At 67.6% G+C, this 14266-nt stretch carries 18 protein-coding genes; 13 read left to right on the top strand and 5 right to left on the bottom strand.

The features are described from left to right. Positions 1–7: 7 nt before the first annotated feature. Together BSY19_RS07255 and BSY19_RS07260 are read right to left on the bottom strand one after the other, a co-directional pair. Positions 8–385: an ArsR/SmtB family transcription factor gene (locus tag BSY19_RS07255; RefSeq protein WP_069053565.1), complete on the bottom strand. Its 378-nt coding sequence runs from the start codon at positions 383–385 to the stop codon at positions 8–10. A 2-nt stretch (positions 386–387) separates the two neighbouring features. Then, positions 388–795 carry a thioredoxin domain-containing protein gene (locus BSY19_RS07260; RefSeq protein ID WP_069053566.1) on the bottom strand — a complete coding sequence of 136 codons (408 nt, stop codon included), beginning with the start codon at positions 793–795 and terminating at the stop codon, positions 388–390. A 76-nt stretch (positions 796–871) separates the two neighbouring features. Here BSY19_RS07260 and BSY19_RS07265 point away from each other — a divergent pair, with 76 nt between their 5' ends. Further along, positions 872–1441, top strand: a complete 570-nt coding sequence (locus tag BSY19_RS07265; RefSeq protein ID WP_069053567.1) for a SoxW family protein — start codon at positions 872–874, stop codon at positions 1439–1441. 5 nt (positions 1442–1446) lie between these two features. Here the strand turns inward: BSY19_RS07265 and soxX are convergent, their stop codons facing one another. Together soxX and soxA are read right to left on the bottom strand one after the other, a co-directional pair. After that, positions 1447–2061 carry a sulfur oxidation c-type cytochrome SoxX gene (soxX, locus tag BSY19_RS07270; protein ID WP_069053568.1) on the bottom strand — a complete coding sequence of 205 codons (615 nt, stop codon included), beginning with the start codon at positions 2059–2061 and terminating at the stop codon, positions 1447–1449. 13 nt (positions 2062–2074) lie between these two features. After that, complete coding sequence (gene soxA, locus BSY19_RS07275) at positions 2075–2908, bottom strand: sulfur oxidation c-type cytochrome SoxA (protein ID WP_083247457.1); 834 nt, start codon at positions 2906–2908, stop codon at positions 2075–2077. Between the two features lie 175 nt (positions 2909–3083). Here soxA and soxY point away from each other — a divergent pair, with 175 nt between their 5' ends. The 9 genes from soxY (at position 3084) to BSY19_RS07320 (ending at position 10512) form a co-directional block, all read left to right on the top strand. Next, positions 3084–3548, top strand: a complete 465-nt coding sequence (soxY, locus tag BSY19_RS07280; RefSeq protein WP_069053569.1) for a thiosulfate oxidation carrier protein SoxY — start codon at positions 3084–3086, stop codon at positions 3546–3548. Positions 3549–3599: 51 nt separating this feature from the next. After that, on the top strand, positions 3600–3929 hold the full coding sequence (gene soxZ / locus BSY19_RS07285) for a thiosulfate oxidation carrier complex protein SoxZ (RefSeq protein ID WP_069053570.1): 330 nt from the start codon (positions 3600–3602) through the stop codon (positions 3927–3929). A gap of 105 nt (positions 3930–4034) precedes the next feature. Then, positions 4035–5732, top strand: a complete 1698-nt coding sequence (gene soxB, locus BSY19_RS07290; RefSeq protein WP_069053571.1) for a thiosulfohydrolase SoxB — start codon at positions 4035–4037, stop codon at positions 5730–5732. A 46-nt stretch (positions 5733–5778) separates the two neighbouring features. After that, a complete protein-coding gene (soxC, locus tag BSY19_RS07295; RefSeq protein ID WP_069053572.1) occupies positions 5779–7056 on the top strand; it encodes a sulfite dehydrogenase in 1278 nt (425 codons plus the stop codon). Next, positions 7040–7795: a c-type cytochrome gene (locus BSY19_RS07300; RefSeq protein WP_069053573.1), complete on the top strand. Its 756-nt coding sequence runs from the start codon at positions 7040–7042 to the stop codon at positions 7793–7795. The genes soxC and BSY19_RS07300 overlap by 17 nt, the downstream gene beginning before the upstream one ends. Next, complete coding sequence (locus BSY19_RS07305) at positions 7795–8124, top strand: c-type cytochrome (RefSeq protein ID WP_083247458.1); 330 nt, start codon at positions 7795–7797, stop codon at positions 8122–8124. Before BSY19_RS07300 ends, BSY19_RS07305 begins: the two co-directional genes overlap by 1 nt. A 35-nt stretch (positions 8125–8159) precedes the next feature. Beyond that, positions 8160–8684, top strand: a complete 525-nt coding sequence (locus tag BSY19_RS07310; protein ID WP_069053575.1) for a DsrE family protein — start codon at positions 8160–8162, stop codon at positions 8682–8684. A gap of 67 nt (positions 8685–8751) precedes the next feature. After that, positions 8752–10029 carry an NAD(P)/FAD-dependent oxidoreductase gene (locus BSY19_RS07315; protein WP_069053576.1) on the top strand — a complete coding sequence of 426 codons (1278 nt, stop codon included), beginning with the start codon at positions 8752–8754 and terminating at the stop codon, positions 10027–10029. Positions 10030–10122: 93 nt separating this feature from the next. Then, positions 10123–10512, top strand: a complete 390-nt coding sequence (locus BSY19_RS07320; RefSeq protein WP_069053577.1) for a c-type cytochrome — start codon at positions 10123–10125, stop codon at positions 10510–10512. Between the two features lie 21 nt (positions 10513–10533). Here the strand turns inward: BSY19_RS07320 and BSY19_RS07325 are convergent, their stop codons facing one another. Continuing rightward, a complete protein-coding gene (locus BSY19_RS07325) occupies positions 10534–11436 on the bottom strand; it encodes an MBL fold metallo-hydrolase (RefSeq protein ID WP_069053578.1) in 903 nt (300 codons plus the stop codon). 211 nt (positions 11437–11647) lie between these two features. Between BSY19_RS07325 and BSY19_RS07330 the strand changes: the two genes are divergently transcribed. The 3 genes from BSY19_RS07330 to BSY19_RS07340 all read left to right on the top strand — a co-directional run bounded on the left by BSY19_RS07330 (position 11648) and on the right by BSY19_RS07340 (position 14257). Beyond that, positions 11648–11854 carry a hypothetical protein gene (locus BSY19_RS07330; RefSeq protein WP_083247459.1) on the top strand — a complete coding sequence of 69 codons (207 nt, stop codon included), beginning with the start codon at positions 11648–11650 and terminating at the stop codon, positions 11852–11854. Then, complete coding sequence (locus tag BSY19_RS07335) at positions 11851–13284, top strand: amidase (protein WP_069053580.1); 1434 nt, start codon at positions 11851–11853, stop codon at positions 13282–13284. Before BSY19_RS07330 ends, BSY19_RS07335 begins: the two co-directional genes overlap by 4 nt. Positions 13285–13345: 61 nt before the next feature. Then, positions 13346–14257, top strand: coding sequence for an aminoglycoside phosphotransferase family protein (locus BSY19_RS07340; protein WP_069053581.1), 912 nt, complete (start codon positions 13346–13348; stop codon positions 14255–14257). Positions 14258–14266: the final 9 nt, after the last annotated feature.

Below are 14266 nucleotides of genomic sequence, written 5' to 3' on the forward strand. Positions count from 1 at the left end.
GGCGACATCACTCTGCGGCCGGCGGCTTCGGCGGGCCGCAGAAGATGTCGTAGATCACCGCGATCATTCGGCGGACATCGTCGTTGGCAAGGCTGTAGTAGACCGCCTTGCCGTCACGCCGCGTCGTCACGAGCTGGTCGAGCCGCAGTCGCGCCAGCTGCTGCGACACCATGGGCTGGCGCAGCGAGAGAATGTTCTCGAGTTCGGTCACGGTCCGCTCTCGCTCGGCGAGCAGGCACAGCAGCAGCAGGCGGTTCTCATGCGACAGCGCCTTGAGGAAGTCGCTCGCCTTGCGGGCCTTGCGCATCAGGACGTCGAGTTCGGCGGAGAACTCCGCGCCGTCGCGCAGTTCGTCTTCGAGAGCCTTTGATACGATCGCGCTCATGGTCAATCCAGTCTCGCGGCGGTGCCGCTCCGGTGAATGGGCTGTGGCACGTCAGCAAGCATCTTGCCAAGCAATCCCCAGAAGGCATCGTCGCCCTGATAGCCGGTGATGCGGCCCGTTTCGCGGCCATCCTCGAACAGCACGAAGGTCGGCGCGGCGATGACGGGCGCCGCGAGCCCGGCGAGGGTGGACCCGCCGGGCCTGAGCTCGACGCGCCGCAAGGGCGCCAGCCGGCCTTCTTCCGTCAGGTGATAGGCGGGTGCGACCTCGCGCTCGAAGCGCGCGCACCAGGGGCAGCCATCACGTGTGAACATGACGAGCTCCGCCGCCCCGGCCACCGGCACCAGGCCGGCGCAGAGGAGGGCGAGGAACGCCAGGAGCGCCCATGCGCGAGAACGGATCAAACCCATTGCGGTAACATAGTCGTATTCGTATGTTTATGCCAGTCACAGGCTGGCGGCTGCTGCCGCGCCCGGGAGTTTGGCCATGCAGACGCGCCGCACGATCCTCGCCGCCGGCCTCTGTGTCGCCCTTCCGGGCGCCGCCTCTGCGCGGGCCACGCTGGGTGAGGATGGCCTTTACAAGCTCGACTGGTATCTCGAGAGCTTCCTCGACCTCGCCGACGATCTCGCGGCGGCAACGGCCGCCGGCAAGCGCTTCGCCATCCTCTGGGGTCTCAAGGGCTGCCCGGCCTGCCGCCGGATGCACGAGGTCCATCTCGCCAACCCGGCGACGGAGCGCTATATCCGCGAGAATTTCGAGATCCTGCATCTCAACATTCTCGGCCAGCGCCCGGTCACCGATTTCGACGGCAGCAAGCCTGGCGAGAAGGCGTTCGCCGCGCACTATGCGATCGAGGGAACACCCTCGATCCAGTTCTTTCCCGAAACCGCCGAGGGGCTGGGCGCGAGGGCGCCCGCCGCCCGCGAGGTCGCGCGGATGCCGGGCCTGCCCGATCCGCGCGAGTTCCTCGCCTGGTTCCGCTTCGTGCGCGAGAAGGGCTACGAACGCGGCGCCTTCGCCGACTGGCCCGGGAAGAAGCCAGCCGGCGGCTGAAGCGCCTATTTGTTCACCGGCGATTCGGGATCGAACAGATAGGCCATCACATCCTTGATCTGCTGCTCGTCGAGCACCTTGTTGGTGCCGAAGCGCGGCATGTTCGAGCACGGCACCACCGCCATCGAATTGTAGATCTTGGTGTAGGCGTCCTTCATCGCCTCGGCGTCGTATTTCCGGTCCTTGCCATAGGCCGAGAGGCTGGGGCCGAGCGTGCCGTAGCTGACCTCCTTGGGGTCGAGCTGGTGGCAGGCGAAGCAGTTGCCGCCGGCGACGGTGCCCGGCGGATCGGAGAACTGGCCGCCCCGGCCGTTGTTGGCCACCGCATAGCCCTTCTTCCAGTCGCCGAGCAGCTTGCCGTCGGCCGGATAGGTGACCTTGGCCAGTTCGCGCTTGATGATCGCCTCCGAATCCGCGGAGGAGACGTTGTTGCGTGTGGTGTTGCAGACAGCGAGCGACTCGTCGGGCGTGATGCGGGCCTGCCATTCGGGCGAGGCCTTGCCGAAGGTCGATTTGACATAGGCCTCGATCGTGGCCTGGCTCGGCTTCTGCTGCGCCAGCGCCGGGCCGGCGATCAGGAGCGCGGCGCAGGCCGCGGCGGCGAAAGCGGTTCTGGTCATCGGTTCCGTCCTCTCAGCGCTTGATCGAAGGCACGGCGATCTCGCCGCCGGCGGCCTGCTTCTGCAGGAAGACGGTCAGCGCGGTCAGGCTGTCGGAGCCGTATTCGGGCACCGGCCAGCGCTGCTGGCGGTAGCAGTCCCAGAGCCGGTGCTGCATCGTGCGCAGCGCGCTCTGCGAGACGCGGTAGGTCGGCCAGGACGCCATCGTCGCCTGCGCCGTGGCGCCTGCGACCGACAGGTTCGGCAGGCCCTGCAGACGGATGCGCTTGCCTTCCTCGGCGTGGCAGGTGGCGCAGGAGAAATCCATCACGCCGCCGCGGCGGTAGAACAGCTCCTCGCCGACCGCCGCCATCTCGATCTCCTTGGGATGGCTGAGCTGCGGCTGGATTTTCATCCCGCTCGACTTGTTGGCGATGAAGGCGGTGAGATCCTCCATGTCCGACGCGACGCCAGGCCCCGAGAAGCGGCGCTTCAGGACGTCGGCGGTGTCGAGCCCCTGCAACGTGACCATGCACCAGAGCAGGCGCTGTTCGGTGTCCATGACGCGGTCGGCATCGGCGAAATAGCGCGGCAGCTTGGCGAAGGCGCCATCGAGCTTGCCGGGTCCCTCGCCGAGATCGCAGGCCTCCAGCGACGCCTTCTTGGCGCCACGCGGCTCGGCCCAGAGCACCTCGCCGCGGTCGACCGCGAGGAAACCGGGATTCGAGAACGGGTCCGACAGCATCTGCCGGTAGCGCTCGATCTCTTTCTCGCTGTCGTCCTGTGGCGGGGCCTGTGCGGTCAGGTGCCCGGCGGCCAATGTCATGGCGGCCGCCAGCACAGCCGCTCCGATGGTGGGGAGCTTCATCCCTTGCCCTTTCGTTTCCTCAGGCGGCCGCGGTTTTGCGACCTTCGTTGCACGCCCCTCTCTGTCGGAGGGACTTTACATTCATAGAAAACAATATCACGATACGTGCAAATGATGATCGCGTGGCGGCCCCGTCGTCAAGAGCGGAACACGAACATTTCCAAGGAGGAAGCCGATGCCATCCCCGATCGCGGGCCTGACCCGCCGCAGCACCCTCACGGCCGGCGCGCTCGCCGCTTTCGCGACGCTTCTCGGCTCGCGCCTCGCCTTCGCCGATGAAAAGGCGGTCATGGCGGAGATCAAGAAGCTCTATGGCGACAAGCCGCTGGGCGAGGGCAAGATCAAGCTCGACGTGCCCGAGATCGCCGAGAACGGTCTCGTCGTTCCCGTCAATGTCGAGGTCGAAAGCCCGATGACGGAGGCCGACTACGTCAAGGCCGTCCACATCTATGCCGACGGCAATCCGCAGCCCGGCATCGTCAGCTACAGCTTCACGCCCGCCTGCGGCAAGGCCTCGGCCGCAACCCGCATGCGCCTCGCCCAGACGCAGAACATCGTCTGCGTCGCCGAGATGTCGAACGGCGCCCTCCACATGGCCAAGGCCAACGTCAAGGTCACCATCGGTGGTTGCGGCGGCTGACCGTCGCTGCTCCCGCCCCACAAAAAAACGACTTCAGGTGAGGACAACGCCATGACCACCAAACCCACACCGCGCGTGCGCGTGCCGGCCAAGGCTGCAGCCGGCGAGCTGATCGAGATCAAGACCCTGATCTCCCACGAGATGGAATCGGGCCAGCGCAAGGATGCTCAGGGCAAGACCATCCCGCGCAAGATCATCAACAAGTTCAGCGCGAGCTTCAACGGCAAGCCCGTCTTCGCCGCCGACTGGCACCCGGCGATCTCGGCCAACCCCTACCAGTCGTTTTTCTTCAAGGCGACCGAGTCGGGCGAGTTCACCTTCGTCTGGAAGGATGACGACGGCTCCGAGTACAGCTCGAAGAACAAGCTGACCGTCGGCTGAACGAGCCGGCCCGCCGGGCCGGCGACACTCCTGATGACGCGACGCGCGATGTCCAGGAGGACATCGCCGGTGGGCGGCGCTCGGCGTTCGCCCAGAGGGTGAATCATGGTCACGAGACGCGAATTCCTCCAGGCGACGGCCGCCGCCGCAGCGATTGCGACAGCCTCCGGACTCGGCCCGCTCGGGCGGGCGGCGGCACAGCAGAAGCTGGCGCAGAGCGACATCCTGCGCTTCGATCCGCTGGGCACGCTGACGATCCTGCATGTCACCGACATCCATGCGCAGCTGATGCCGCTGCATTTCCGCGAGCCCTCGATCAATCTCGGCGTCGGTCCTGCCAGGGGGCAGCCGCCGCATCTCGTCGACGCCGAGTTCCGTGCGCATTTCAAGATCGCCGCCGGCTCCGCCGACGCCTTCGCCCTGACCTCGGACGACTTCGTCGCCCTGGCGAAGACCTATGGCCGGATGGGCGGGCTCGACCGCGTCGCGACACTGGTCAAGGCCGTCAGGGCCGAGCGCGGTGACGACAAGGTGCTGCTGCTCGACGGCGGCGACACCTGGCAGGGCAGCTGGTCCTCGCTCCAGACCAAGGGGCAGGACATGGTCGACGTCATGTCGGCCCTGAAGACCGACGCCATGGTCGGGCACTGGGAGTTCACGCTCGGTGCCGAGCGCGTCAAGGAGATCGCCGAGAGCGCACCCTTCGCCTTCCTCGCCCAGAACATCCGCGACCGGGAATGGAACGAGCCGGTCTTCCCGCCGCGCAAGGTCTTCGAGAAGGGTGGCGTCAAGGTCGCGGTGATCGGCCAGGCGCTGCCGCGCACGGCCATCGCCAATCCGCGCTGGATGTTCCCGGACTGGGAGTTCGGCATCCGCGAGGAGGAGATTCAGAAGCAGGTCGACGAGGCGCGGGGCGAGGGCGCCGCCGTGGTCGTGCTGCTCTCCCATAACGGCTTCGACGTCGACAAGAAGCTCGCCTCGCGGGTCAAGGGCCTCGACATCATCCTCACCGCCCACACCCATGACGCGATGCCGGGCCTGATCCGCGTCGGCGACACCGTGCTCGTCGGCTCGGGCTCGCATGGGAAGTTCGTCTCGCGGCTCGACATCGCCACCAGGGACGGCAAGCTCGCCGACATCCGCTTCAAGCTGATGCCGGTCTTCTCGGACGCGATCGCCCCCGATGCCGACATGGCCGCGCTGATCACAAAGGTGCGCGCGCCCTATGCCGCCGATCTCGCGAAGGAAATCGGCCGGACGGATTCGCTGCTCTACCGGCGCGGCAACTTCAACGGCACCTTCGACGATCTGATCTGCGAGGCCATGCTGGAGCAGCGCGACGCCGAGATCGCGCTGTCGCCGGGCTTCCGCTGGGGCGGCACGCTGCTGCCGGGCGACGCCATCACCTGGGAGGCGATCACCAACGCCACGGCGATGACCTACCCCAACTGCTACCGCAACGAGATGACCGGCGCGCAGCTCAAGGAGATCCTCGAGGACGTTGCCGACAACATCTTCCACCCCGACCCCTATTTCCAGGGCGGTGGCGACATGGTCCGCATCGGCGGCATGGGCTACGCGATCGACGTCGGCAAGCCGATGGGCAGCCGCATCTCCGGCCTGACGCATCTGAAATCGGGCCAGCCGATCGATGCCGCGCGGAAATATGTCGTCGCCGGCTGGGCCAGCGTCAACGAAGGCACGCAAGGCCCGCCGATCTGGGACGTGGTCCGCACCCATGTCGCCGCGCGCAAGACCGTCAGCATCCGCCCCAACGACGCCGTCAAGGTCAGCGGCGCCTGAGCGCGCCCCGCCGATCCTGGGCACCACAACCACGGGACATCCGCCGATGAGCTCAGACCCGAAGACCGAACCGCTCGACCGCAGGCGCTTTCTCGGCGCCGCCGGCCTCGCCGGCGCGGGGCTCGCCGCCTCCGCGCTGCCGCTGCGGGCGCAGGAGGCCAAACCCGATCCGCTGATCACCGAGGTTCAGGACTGGAACCGCTATCTCGGCGAGGGCGTAGACAAGCGCCCCTATGGCACGCCGTCGCCCTTCGAGAAGCACATCGTCCGCCGTGACGTCTCCTGGCTGACGGCCTCGCCGGATTCCTCGGTGAATTTTACGCCGCTGCATGAGCTCGACGGCATCATCACCCCGTCGGGCCTGTGCTTCGAGCGCCATCATGGCGGCATCGCCGAGATCAACCCCGCCAATCATCGGCTCATGATCCATGGCCTGGTCGACAAGCCGCTGGTCTTCACGATGGAAGACATCCGGCGGATGCCGCGCCAGAACCACGTGCACTTTCTCGAATGCGCCGCCAATTCCGGCATGGAGTGGCGCGGCGCGCAGCTCAACGGCTGCCAGTTCACCCACGGCATGATCCATAACGTCATGTATACGGGCGTGCCGCTGAAGCTGCTGCTCGCCGAGGCCGGGCTCAAGCCCAGCGCCAAATGGCTGATGCTGGAGGGCGCCGACGCCTCGGGCATGAACCGCTCGCTCCCGGTCGAGAAGGCGCTCGACGACGTGCTGATCGCCTTTGCCATGAATGGCGAGGCGCTGCGCCCCGAGCAGGGCTACCCGCTGCGGGCCGTGGTTCCCGGTTGGGAGGGCAATATCTGGGTGAAGTGGCTGCGCCGCATCGAGGCCGGCGACAAGCCCTGGCAGGCGCGCGAGGAAACCTCGAAATACACCGATCTCCTGGCTGACGGCCGCTCGCGCCGCTACACCTTCATCATGGACGCCAAGTCGGTGGTGACGAATCCCTCGCCGCAGGCACCTCTGAAGCACAAGGGCCGCAACGTGCTCTCGGGGCTCGCCTGGTCGGGCCGCGGCACGATCAAGCGGGTCGACGTCACGCTAGACGGCGGCAGGAACTGGCAGTCCGCCCGCATCGACGGGCCCGTGCTCGAGAAGTCGCTGACTCGCTTCTATGTCGATTTCGACTGGGCCGGGCAGGAACTGCTGATCCAGTCCCGCGCCATGGATTCGACCGGCTATGTCCAGCCGACCAAGGACGAGCTGCGCAAGGTCCGCGGCGTCAACTCCATCTACCACAACAACGGCATCCAGACCTGGCATGTCCGGCCCAACGGGGAGACCGAGAATGTCGAGATCGCTTAAGCCCGTCCTGCTGTCATGCCTGGCCGCTCTCGCCATCATCGGCGCCGGCCCGCTGATCGCCCAGACCGCCAAAACGCCTCCGGCGGAGAAGGCGGCCCCGGCCGCCAGCGCCCAGGCGCCGGCAGCCACGCCTGCCGCCCCGGCGAAGCCCGCGCCGCTCGGGTTGGGCCGCCTCGCGCTGCCGGCCGAGATCAAGGCCTGGGACATCGACGTCCGCCCCGACGGCGTCGGTCTGCCGCCGGGCAAGGGCACGGTCCGGCAGGGCGACGAGCTCTTCCAGGCGCAGTGCGCCAGCTGCCATGGCGAGTTCGGCCAGGGCAATGGCCGCTGGCCGGTGCTGGCGGGTGGGCAGGGCACGCTCACCGCCGACCGGCCCGAGAAGACGATCGGCTCGTTCTGGCCGGATCTCTCGACCGTCTACGACTACATTCACCGCGCCATGCCGTTCGGCAACGCCCAGTCGCTGAGCCCCGACGACACCTACGCGCTGACGGCCTATCTGCTGTTCCTCAACGACATCGTGAAGGACGAGGACTTCGAATTGTCGGACAAGAACTTCACGTCGGTGAAGCTTCCCAATGCCGGCGCCTTCTACGACGATGATCGCGAGACGGCTGAGAAGGCGTTCTGGGGCAAGGAGCCCTGCATGACGAACTGCAAACCGGAGGTGAAGATCACGGGGCGCGCCGCGGTGCTCGACGTCACGCCCGATTCGAAATCGGCGCCGAAGGTCGACTGATGCGGAGTTCCCGGCAGTCGCCCGGCTGGATCAGCTTCGTCGCCGTCGCGGCCGCGCTGTCCGGCGGTCCCGTTCTGGCCTCCGGCGACGTCGCGCTCGGGGAGTATCTCTCCTCCGAATGCACGGCCTGCCACCAGAGCAGCGGCCGGCAGGTCGGCGGCATCCCGGCCATTGTCGGCCATCCGGCCGATCAGTTCGTCGCGCTGATGGATGCCTACCGCGACAAGCATCGCGAGAACCAGATCATGCAGACGATCGCGGGCCGCCTGACCCGCGAGGAGTTGCTCGCCTTGGCCGCCTATTACGAGAGCCTGAAACCGGCCCGGTGAGGCCAGCCTCCGGAGAGAGGCGAAGGGAGGTCGAGATGACCAGCGCAAGCGACGAGACGTCACGCCGGACGGTGATGGCTGCGGCCGTCGCGGGGCTGGCCGGCCTGGCGGCCCCCGCGCTGGCGGCGCCGCGCGACCTGAAGCTCGCTGATCTCCGCAAGGAAGCCGACGTCGCCTGCGTCTACCATTGCGACTTCGGGGAACCGCCGCGCTTCGTCCAGATGCTGACCAACATCGCCAACCACTATTCCGCCTACGGCGCAGACCCCTTCGCGCTGCAACTGGCGATCGTGGCGCATGGCCAGGGCGTCAAGTTCTTCCTCGAAACGCTGGAGGAGACGACCTGGCGCGACGAGGTCATGGTTCCCAAGATCTTCGAGCGGGTCGAGGATGTCGCGAAGAACGGGCTCAAGGTTCATCTCTGCGAGATCACCTTCAGCCGCCTCAAGCTCGACAAGGCCAAGGCGCGCAACGCCCCCTTCATCTCCTTCGTGCCGTCGGGCGTGGCGACAGTCGCCGCGCTCCAGTCCAAGGGCTTCGCCTACATGAAGATCGGATAGGCCCGCCAAGGGCCCGCCGGGGACATCAGCGAACGAACAACCAACAAGAAAAATCCGGGAGAGAGACATGAAGATCGATCGTCGTGCATTCACATTGTCGGGCCTGTCAGCGGCGGCGACGCTGGGTCTGGGCGCGCCGGCCGTCCTCGGCCAGGCCAAGCCGCGCGTCGTCGTCATCGGCGGTGGCGCCGGCGGCGCCACCGCGGCACGCTACCTCGCCAAGGACAGCCAGGGCGGGATCTCCGTGACGCTGGTCGAGGAGAACGAGACCTACCAGACCTGCTTCCATTCCAACCTCTATGTCGGCGGGTTCAAGACGTACGACGAGATCGTCCATCGCTACGACGCGCTGGCGAAGACCCATGGCATCGCGATCGCCCGCGCCCGCGCCACCCAGATCGACCGCGACAGGAAGGAGGTCGTGCTCTCGACCGGTCAGCGCCTGCCTTACGACCGGCTCGTGGTCTCGCCGGGCATCGACCTGAAATACGATTCCGTGCCGGGCTGGTCGAAGGACGCCGAGGAGACCATGCCGCATGGCTGGAAGCCCGGCCGCCAGACGCAGCTGATCAAGGAGCGGCTCGCCGCGGTTCCCAATGGCGGGCTGATCGTCATGATCGCTCCGCCCAACCCGTTCCGCTGCCCGCCCGGCCCCTATGAGCGCGCCTCGATGTTCGCCCATGCGCTGAAAAAGGCCGGCAAGGCCGACGCGAAGATCATCATCCTCGATCCGAAGGAGACCTTCTCCAAGCAGGGCGTCTTCCAGGCCGACTGGGAGAAGCGCTATGGCGGGATGATCGAATGGCTCGGCCCCAAGGTGCATGACGGCATCAAGTCGGTCGATCCGAAGACCAACACCGTCGTGACCGGGTTCGAGACCTACAAGGACTGCGCCTTCGTCAACGTCATCCCCGCCCAGATGGCCGGCGAGATCGCCCGCAGCGCCGGCCTCGCTCCGGCCGGTGGCTATTGCGCCATCGACGCCGCGACGATGAAGTCCACCGTGGATGCTAATATCTTCGTCCTCGGTGATGCCTGCATCGCCGGCGACATGCCCAAATCCGCCTTCTCGGCCAACAGCCAGGCCAAGGTCGCCGCGATGGCGATCCGCGGCGAGTTGACCGGCGCGCGCACCTTCCCGGCACGCTACGTCAACACCTGCTGGTCGCTGGTCGACACCGACGACACCATCAAGGTCGGCGGCCGCTACGAGCCCAAGGACGGCAAGATCACGGCGACCGAGACCTTCGTCTCGCAGCCGGGCGAGAGCGACGCGCTGCGCAAGGAAAACCAGGCCGAGAACATGGGCTGGTATGCCGCCATCACCGCCGACATGTTCGGCTGAGCGTCCCCCCGCACCGTGCCCTCCCGCGCGGTGCGACCCCCTGGCCGCGCCCCGGGGCGCGGCCCTTTTTTTCCGTCGGATGAAGGACACCTCATGCACGTGCTGACCCGCGCCCTCCTCGTCGCCTCGGCCTTCGCGGCCGCCTCGCCCGCAGCGGCGCAGGACATCGCGGCCGGCGAGCGCTCCTGGAACAAGTGCCGCGCCTGCCACCAGGTCGGCGAGACCGCAAAGAACGGCGTCGGCCCCCATCTCAACGGGCTCTTCGGCCGCCACACCGGCGAAGTCGAGGGCTACAGCTACTCGGCAGCCAACAAGTCGGCGAACCTGACCTGGGACGAGGCGATCTTCGCCGAGTACATCAAGGATCCGCGCGCCAAGATCCCGGGCACCAAGATGGTCTTCGCCGGTATCAAGAACGAGAAGGAAATCGCCGATCTGACCGCCTTCCTCAAGCAGTTCGGCAAGGACGGCAAGAAGCTCTGAGTCCCTGTCGCCGGCCGCGCCTCAGGCCGGCTGGACGAAGCGATAGGCCGCGCCCTGCTTCTCGACGCGGCCGATCGCGCCCGGCAGATGGTAGCCGATGATGCGGGCCTTCTCGGCGACGGCGCGCTCCAGCAGGGCGCGCCGCGTCGCAACCGCCCTGTCGGGGTCATGGTCGGAGGCCGGCCGCCAGTCGGGATGCGCAAACGAGATCACCGGATGCGTCAGCGCGTCGCCGAGCACGAAAACCGGCCCCTGCGCATCGTTGAAGGCGAAGGAGACGTGGCCCGGCGTATGGCCGGCCGTGGAAAAGGCGGTGACGCCCGGCGCCCAGTCCTGCCCGGGGGTGCGCGTCTCCAGCCGGTCGCCGAGTTCCTTCAGCACCCGTTGCGCGCCCGCCGCAAAGGCGTGCCGGTCCTCCGGCAAACCCTCATAGACCTTGGGGTTCGTCCAGTAGCCGACCTCCTCGGCGCCGGCGAGCCAGCGCGCATTAGGAAAGAGCGGTGTGTCGAAATCGTCCAGCGCACCCCAGAGATGGTCCGGGTGCAGATGGGTGAAGAGCACATGGGTGACGCTGTCGGGCGCGATGCCGGCCGCCTCCAGGCTGGCGGCGAGCTTGCCCGTTCCGGGCAGGAAGTTCGCGCCCGAGCCGCAGTCGAAGACGATGGTGTCCTGGCCGCGCTTCAGGCAGGTGACATTGAGCACGGTCGTGAGCGGACCCCCGACCTTGGCCGCGTCCCGAACCTGCGCGATGTCAATGTCGCGCGCCAGCATCGCCGCCGGCATCTCGAAGCCGCCATCGCTGAGGACGGTGACGCCGGCGTCGTCGGCGCCGATCCTCGCGACGACCTGGGCCGATGCGGGGAATCGTCCCGTCGGCAGGAGCAGGGCCGCTCCGGCGGCGAGCATGCAGCGGCGATCCAGCATCGAAACCTCCCATTATATTGTTAAATAGGAATGTATCGAAATTTGACGGTCGTGCAAGCGCGCACCTCCGGCCGGTCCACCACCCCGTCGCCGCACCGTGCCAACGAAGATGTATCCAAAACGACATGATGAAGCCACTTGAGCTGGGTTCGGCACGTCGTTTGCATACAATACTGCGACGTTCTTGATGTGCTGGAGAGAGGAGAGAGGCATGCAGACCCCGCTGCGGGAGATCGTGGCCGTCCAGGCGCGGACCTGGTCAGGCATTGAACAGCCCAATGAGGCGGCCGGCATCATGGCCGATGCGCTGGCCGCCAGCATCGCCGGATTCACCGCGCTGCGCGGGCAGCTCGCCTTCGAGGACGAGCCGTCGAGCTTCGAGGCCGCGCTCCAGGAAACGAAGGAGCCGCAGCCATGAACGCCGCCGCGAAAAGCTCGCTCCTGCATCTCTCGCTGACCGACGCCGCCGACGCGCTGAAGGACGGCTCCGTCACCGCCGTCGAACTCACCACCGTCGCGCTGGAAGCCTTCACCCGCGTCGACAAGGCGATCAATTCGGCGATCTGGCTGGAGGGCGCCGCCGCGCTCGAAGCCGCCGAGGCGCTCGACAAGAAGCGGAAATCGGGCGCGACGCTGGGTCCGCTCCACGGCCTGCCGCTGGCCCACAAGGACATGTACTACAAGGCCGGCAAGCTCTCGACCTGCGGCTCCGCCATCCGCAAGGATTTCCGCCCGACCTATACCGCGACCGTGATGGAGCGGCTCGAGGAGGCCGGCTCGGTGACGCTCGGCGGGCTGAACATGGCCGAGTTCGCGCAGAATCCGACCGGCCACAACCAGCATTACGGCCATTGCCGCAATCCCTGGCATACGGATTACTGCACCGGCGGCTCCTCCTCCGGCTCGGGCGCGGCGGTTGCGGCGCGGCTGGTCTATGGCGCGCTCGGCTCCGACACCGGCGGCTCGATCCGTCTTCCCGCCGCGATCTGCGGCGTCACCGGCATCAAGGCGACGCAGACCCGCGTCTCGCGCCATGGCGTCATGCCGCTCTCCTTCTCGGCCGACAATGTCGGGCCGCTGACGCAGACGGCCCGCGATGCCGCCCGCTTCCTCGGCGTGATCGCCGGGCATGATCCGAAAGATCCGACCTCGTCGGCCGAGCCGGTGCCGGACTACGAGGCGGCGCTGACCGGCGACATCCGGGGCATGCGCATCGGCGTCCCCACCAACTACTTCTTCGACGGCATCGACCCCGAGGTGCAGGCCGCCTTCGACGCCATGGTCGCTGTGTTGGAAGCCCGCGGCGCCGTCATCCTTCCGGTGACGATCCCGCATATGGACGCGGTTTCGACCTATGGCGGCATCGTCTCGCGCGTCGAGGGCGGCACGATCCATGCGCAATGGATGCGCGAGCGCCCGCAGGACTACGCCGTGCATCTCAGCGGCCGGCTCTATCCGTCGCAGGGCATTCCCGGCACCTATTATCTCGAGGCGCTGGCGAGACGCGGGGCGATCCTGAAGGCGGTGGCGGCCGCGGTCTTCGGCGTCTGCGACGCCTTCATCACGCCGACGCTGCGGATGAAGGTGCCGACGCTGCTGGCGACCGACATCGACGCCGGCACGCCCGGCGCGATCGAGACCTTCCAGGACGTCTCGATCAACACGCGGCCGATCAACTATCTCGGCCTGCCCTCGGTCAGCGTGCCCTGCGGGCTCGATTCCAACGGCCTGCCGATCGGCTTCCAGATCCAGGGCCGCCCCTTCGCCGAGGCGCGCGTACTCAAGATCGCCGACGCCTATCAGCGCGATACCGACTGGCACCGCCGCCTCCCGCCGAACGTATCCTGATGGCTTGGCGCCGGCGGTCGCCAGCAGGCGGCCGCCGGTTCAAGCCCTGGCACCGCCTGTGATGACCGTGGCCACGCTGCATGCCGACGAGGCCGAGATCGACGCCGCTCTCGTCGGCCGGCTCGTCGCCAGCCGGTTTCCGCTCTGGCGCGACCTGCCCCTGAGGCGCATCGCCTCGAGCGGCACCGACAACGCCATGTTTCGGCTCGGCCGGCACCTCTGTCTGCGCCTGCCGCGCTATCCGGCCGCGGCCGCACTCCTTGACAAGGAGCAGCACTGGCTGCCGCGCCTGGCGCCTCACTTGCCGCTCGCCATTCCCGTCCCTCTCGCCACGGCCCCGCCAGGCGAGGGTTATCCGTTTGCCTGGTCGGTCTGCCGCTGGATCCCCGGCGAGGACGCTCATCGCGGCAGCATACGTGACCGCAACGGGGCGGCGCTGACGCTCGCGCGCTTCATCCAGGCGCTCCAGGCGATCGACCCGTCGGAGGGGCCGCGCAGCGGCAGCGCCGGTGTCGAGCGCGGCGTGCCACTGCTCGAACGCGACGAGCGGGTCAGGCAGGCGATCGCAGCCCTCGCCGGCGACATCGATGTCGTCGCGGTTACACGAGCCTGGGACGCCGCGCTGGCCGCGTCGCCCTGGCGCGGACCGCCCGTCTGGCTGCATGGCGACCTCCACCCCGGCAACCTGCTGCTGCGGAACGGCGCGCTCGTCGCGGTGATCGACTTCGGCGGCCTCGGCGTCGGCGATCCGGCCTGCGACCTGCTGCCCGCCTGGACGCTCTTCTCGGCCTCGGAACGCCGGATCTTTCGGGCGCAGCTTGCCTGCGACGAAGCCGGCTGGGCACGAGGAAAAGGCTGGGCCTTGTCGATCGCCCTGATCGCATGGCCCTATTATCGCGACACCAACCCCGGAATCGTGGACATGGCCCGCCGCACGATCGAGCGGGTCCTGGCCGATGAAGGGTCTCGCTGATCAGAGCCA

The organism is Bosea sp. RAC05, assembly GCF_001713455.1.
In the GTDB taxonomy this organism is placed as follows: Bacteria; Pseudomonadota; Alphaproteobacteria; order Rhizobiales; family Beijerinckiaceae; genus Allobosea.

Excerpts from the sequence above, each read along its gene's own strand:
- BSY19_RS07255 (WP_069053565.1), bottom strand. The coding sequence starts at position 385 with ATGAGCGCGATCGTATCAAAGGCTCTCGAAGACGAACTGCGCGACGGC.
- BSY19_RS07260 (WP_069053566.1), bottom strand. The coding sequence starts at position 795 with ATGGGTTTGATCCGTTCTCGCGCATGGGCGCTCCTGGCGTTCCTCGCC.
- BSY19_RS07265 (WP_069053567.1), top strand. The coding sequence starts at position 872 with ATGCAGACGCGCCGCACGATCCTCGCCGCCGGCCTCTGTGTCGCCCTT.
- soxX (WP_069053568.1), bottom strand. The coding sequence starts at position 2,061 with ATGACCAGAACCGCTTTCGCCGCCGCGGCCTGCGCCGCGCTCCTGATC.
- soxA (WP_083247457.1), bottom strand. The coding sequence starts at position 2,908 with ATGAAGCTCCCCACCATCGGAGCGGCTGTGCTGGCGGCCGCCATGACA.
- soxY (WP_069053569.1), top strand. The coding sequence starts at position 3,084 with ATGCCATCCCCGATCGCGGGCCTGACCCGCCGCAGCACCCTCACGGCC.
- soxZ (WP_069053570.1), top strand. The coding sequence starts at position 3,600 with ATGACCACCAAACCCACACCGCGCGTGCGCGTGCCGGCCAAGGCTGCA.
- soxB (WP_069053571.1), top strand. The coding sequence starts at position 4,035 with ATGGTCACGAGACGCGAATTCCTCCAGGCGACGGCCGCCGCCGCAGCG.
- soxC (WP_069053572.1), top strand. The coding sequence starts at position 5,779 with ATGAGCTCAGACCCGAAGACCGAACCGCTCGACCGCAGGCGCTTTCTC.
- BSY19_RS07300 (WP_069053573.1), top strand. The coding sequence starts at position 7,040 with ATGTCGAGATCGCTTAAGCCCGTCCTGCTGTCATGCCTGGCCGCTCTC.
- BSY19_RS07305 (WP_083247458.1), top strand. The coding sequence starts at position 7,795 with ATGCGGAGTTCCCGGCAGTCGCCCGGCTGGATCAGCTTCGTCGCCGTC.
- BSY19_RS07310 (WP_069053575.1), top strand. The coding sequence starts at position 8,160 with ATGACCAGCGCAAGCGACGAGACGTCACGCCGGACGGTGATGGCTGCG.
- BSY19_RS07315 (WP_069053576.1), top strand. The coding sequence starts at position 8,752 with ATGAAGATCGATCGTCGTGCATTCACATTGTCGGGCCTGTCAGCGGCG.
- BSY19_RS07320 (WP_069053577.1), top strand. The coding sequence starts at position 10,123 with ATGCACGTGCTGACCCGCGCCCTCCTCGTCGCCTCGGCCTTCGCGGCC.
- BSY19_RS07325 (WP_069053578.1), bottom strand. The coding sequence starts at position 11,436 with ATGCTGGATCGCCGCTGCATGCTCGCCGCCGGAGCGGCCCTGCTCCTG.
- BSY19_RS07330 (WP_083247459.1), top strand. The coding sequence starts at position 11,648 with ATGCAGACCCCGCTGCGGGAGATCGTGGCCGTCCAGGCGCGGACCTGG.
- BSY19_RS07335 (WP_069053580.1), top strand. The coding sequence starts at position 11,851 with ATGAACGCCGCCGCGAAAAGCTCGCTCCTGCATCTCTCGCTGACCGAC.
- BSY19_RS07340 (WP_069053581.1), top strand. The coding sequence starts at position 13,346 with ATGACCGTGGCCACGCTGCATGCCGACGAGGCCGAGATCGACGCCGCT.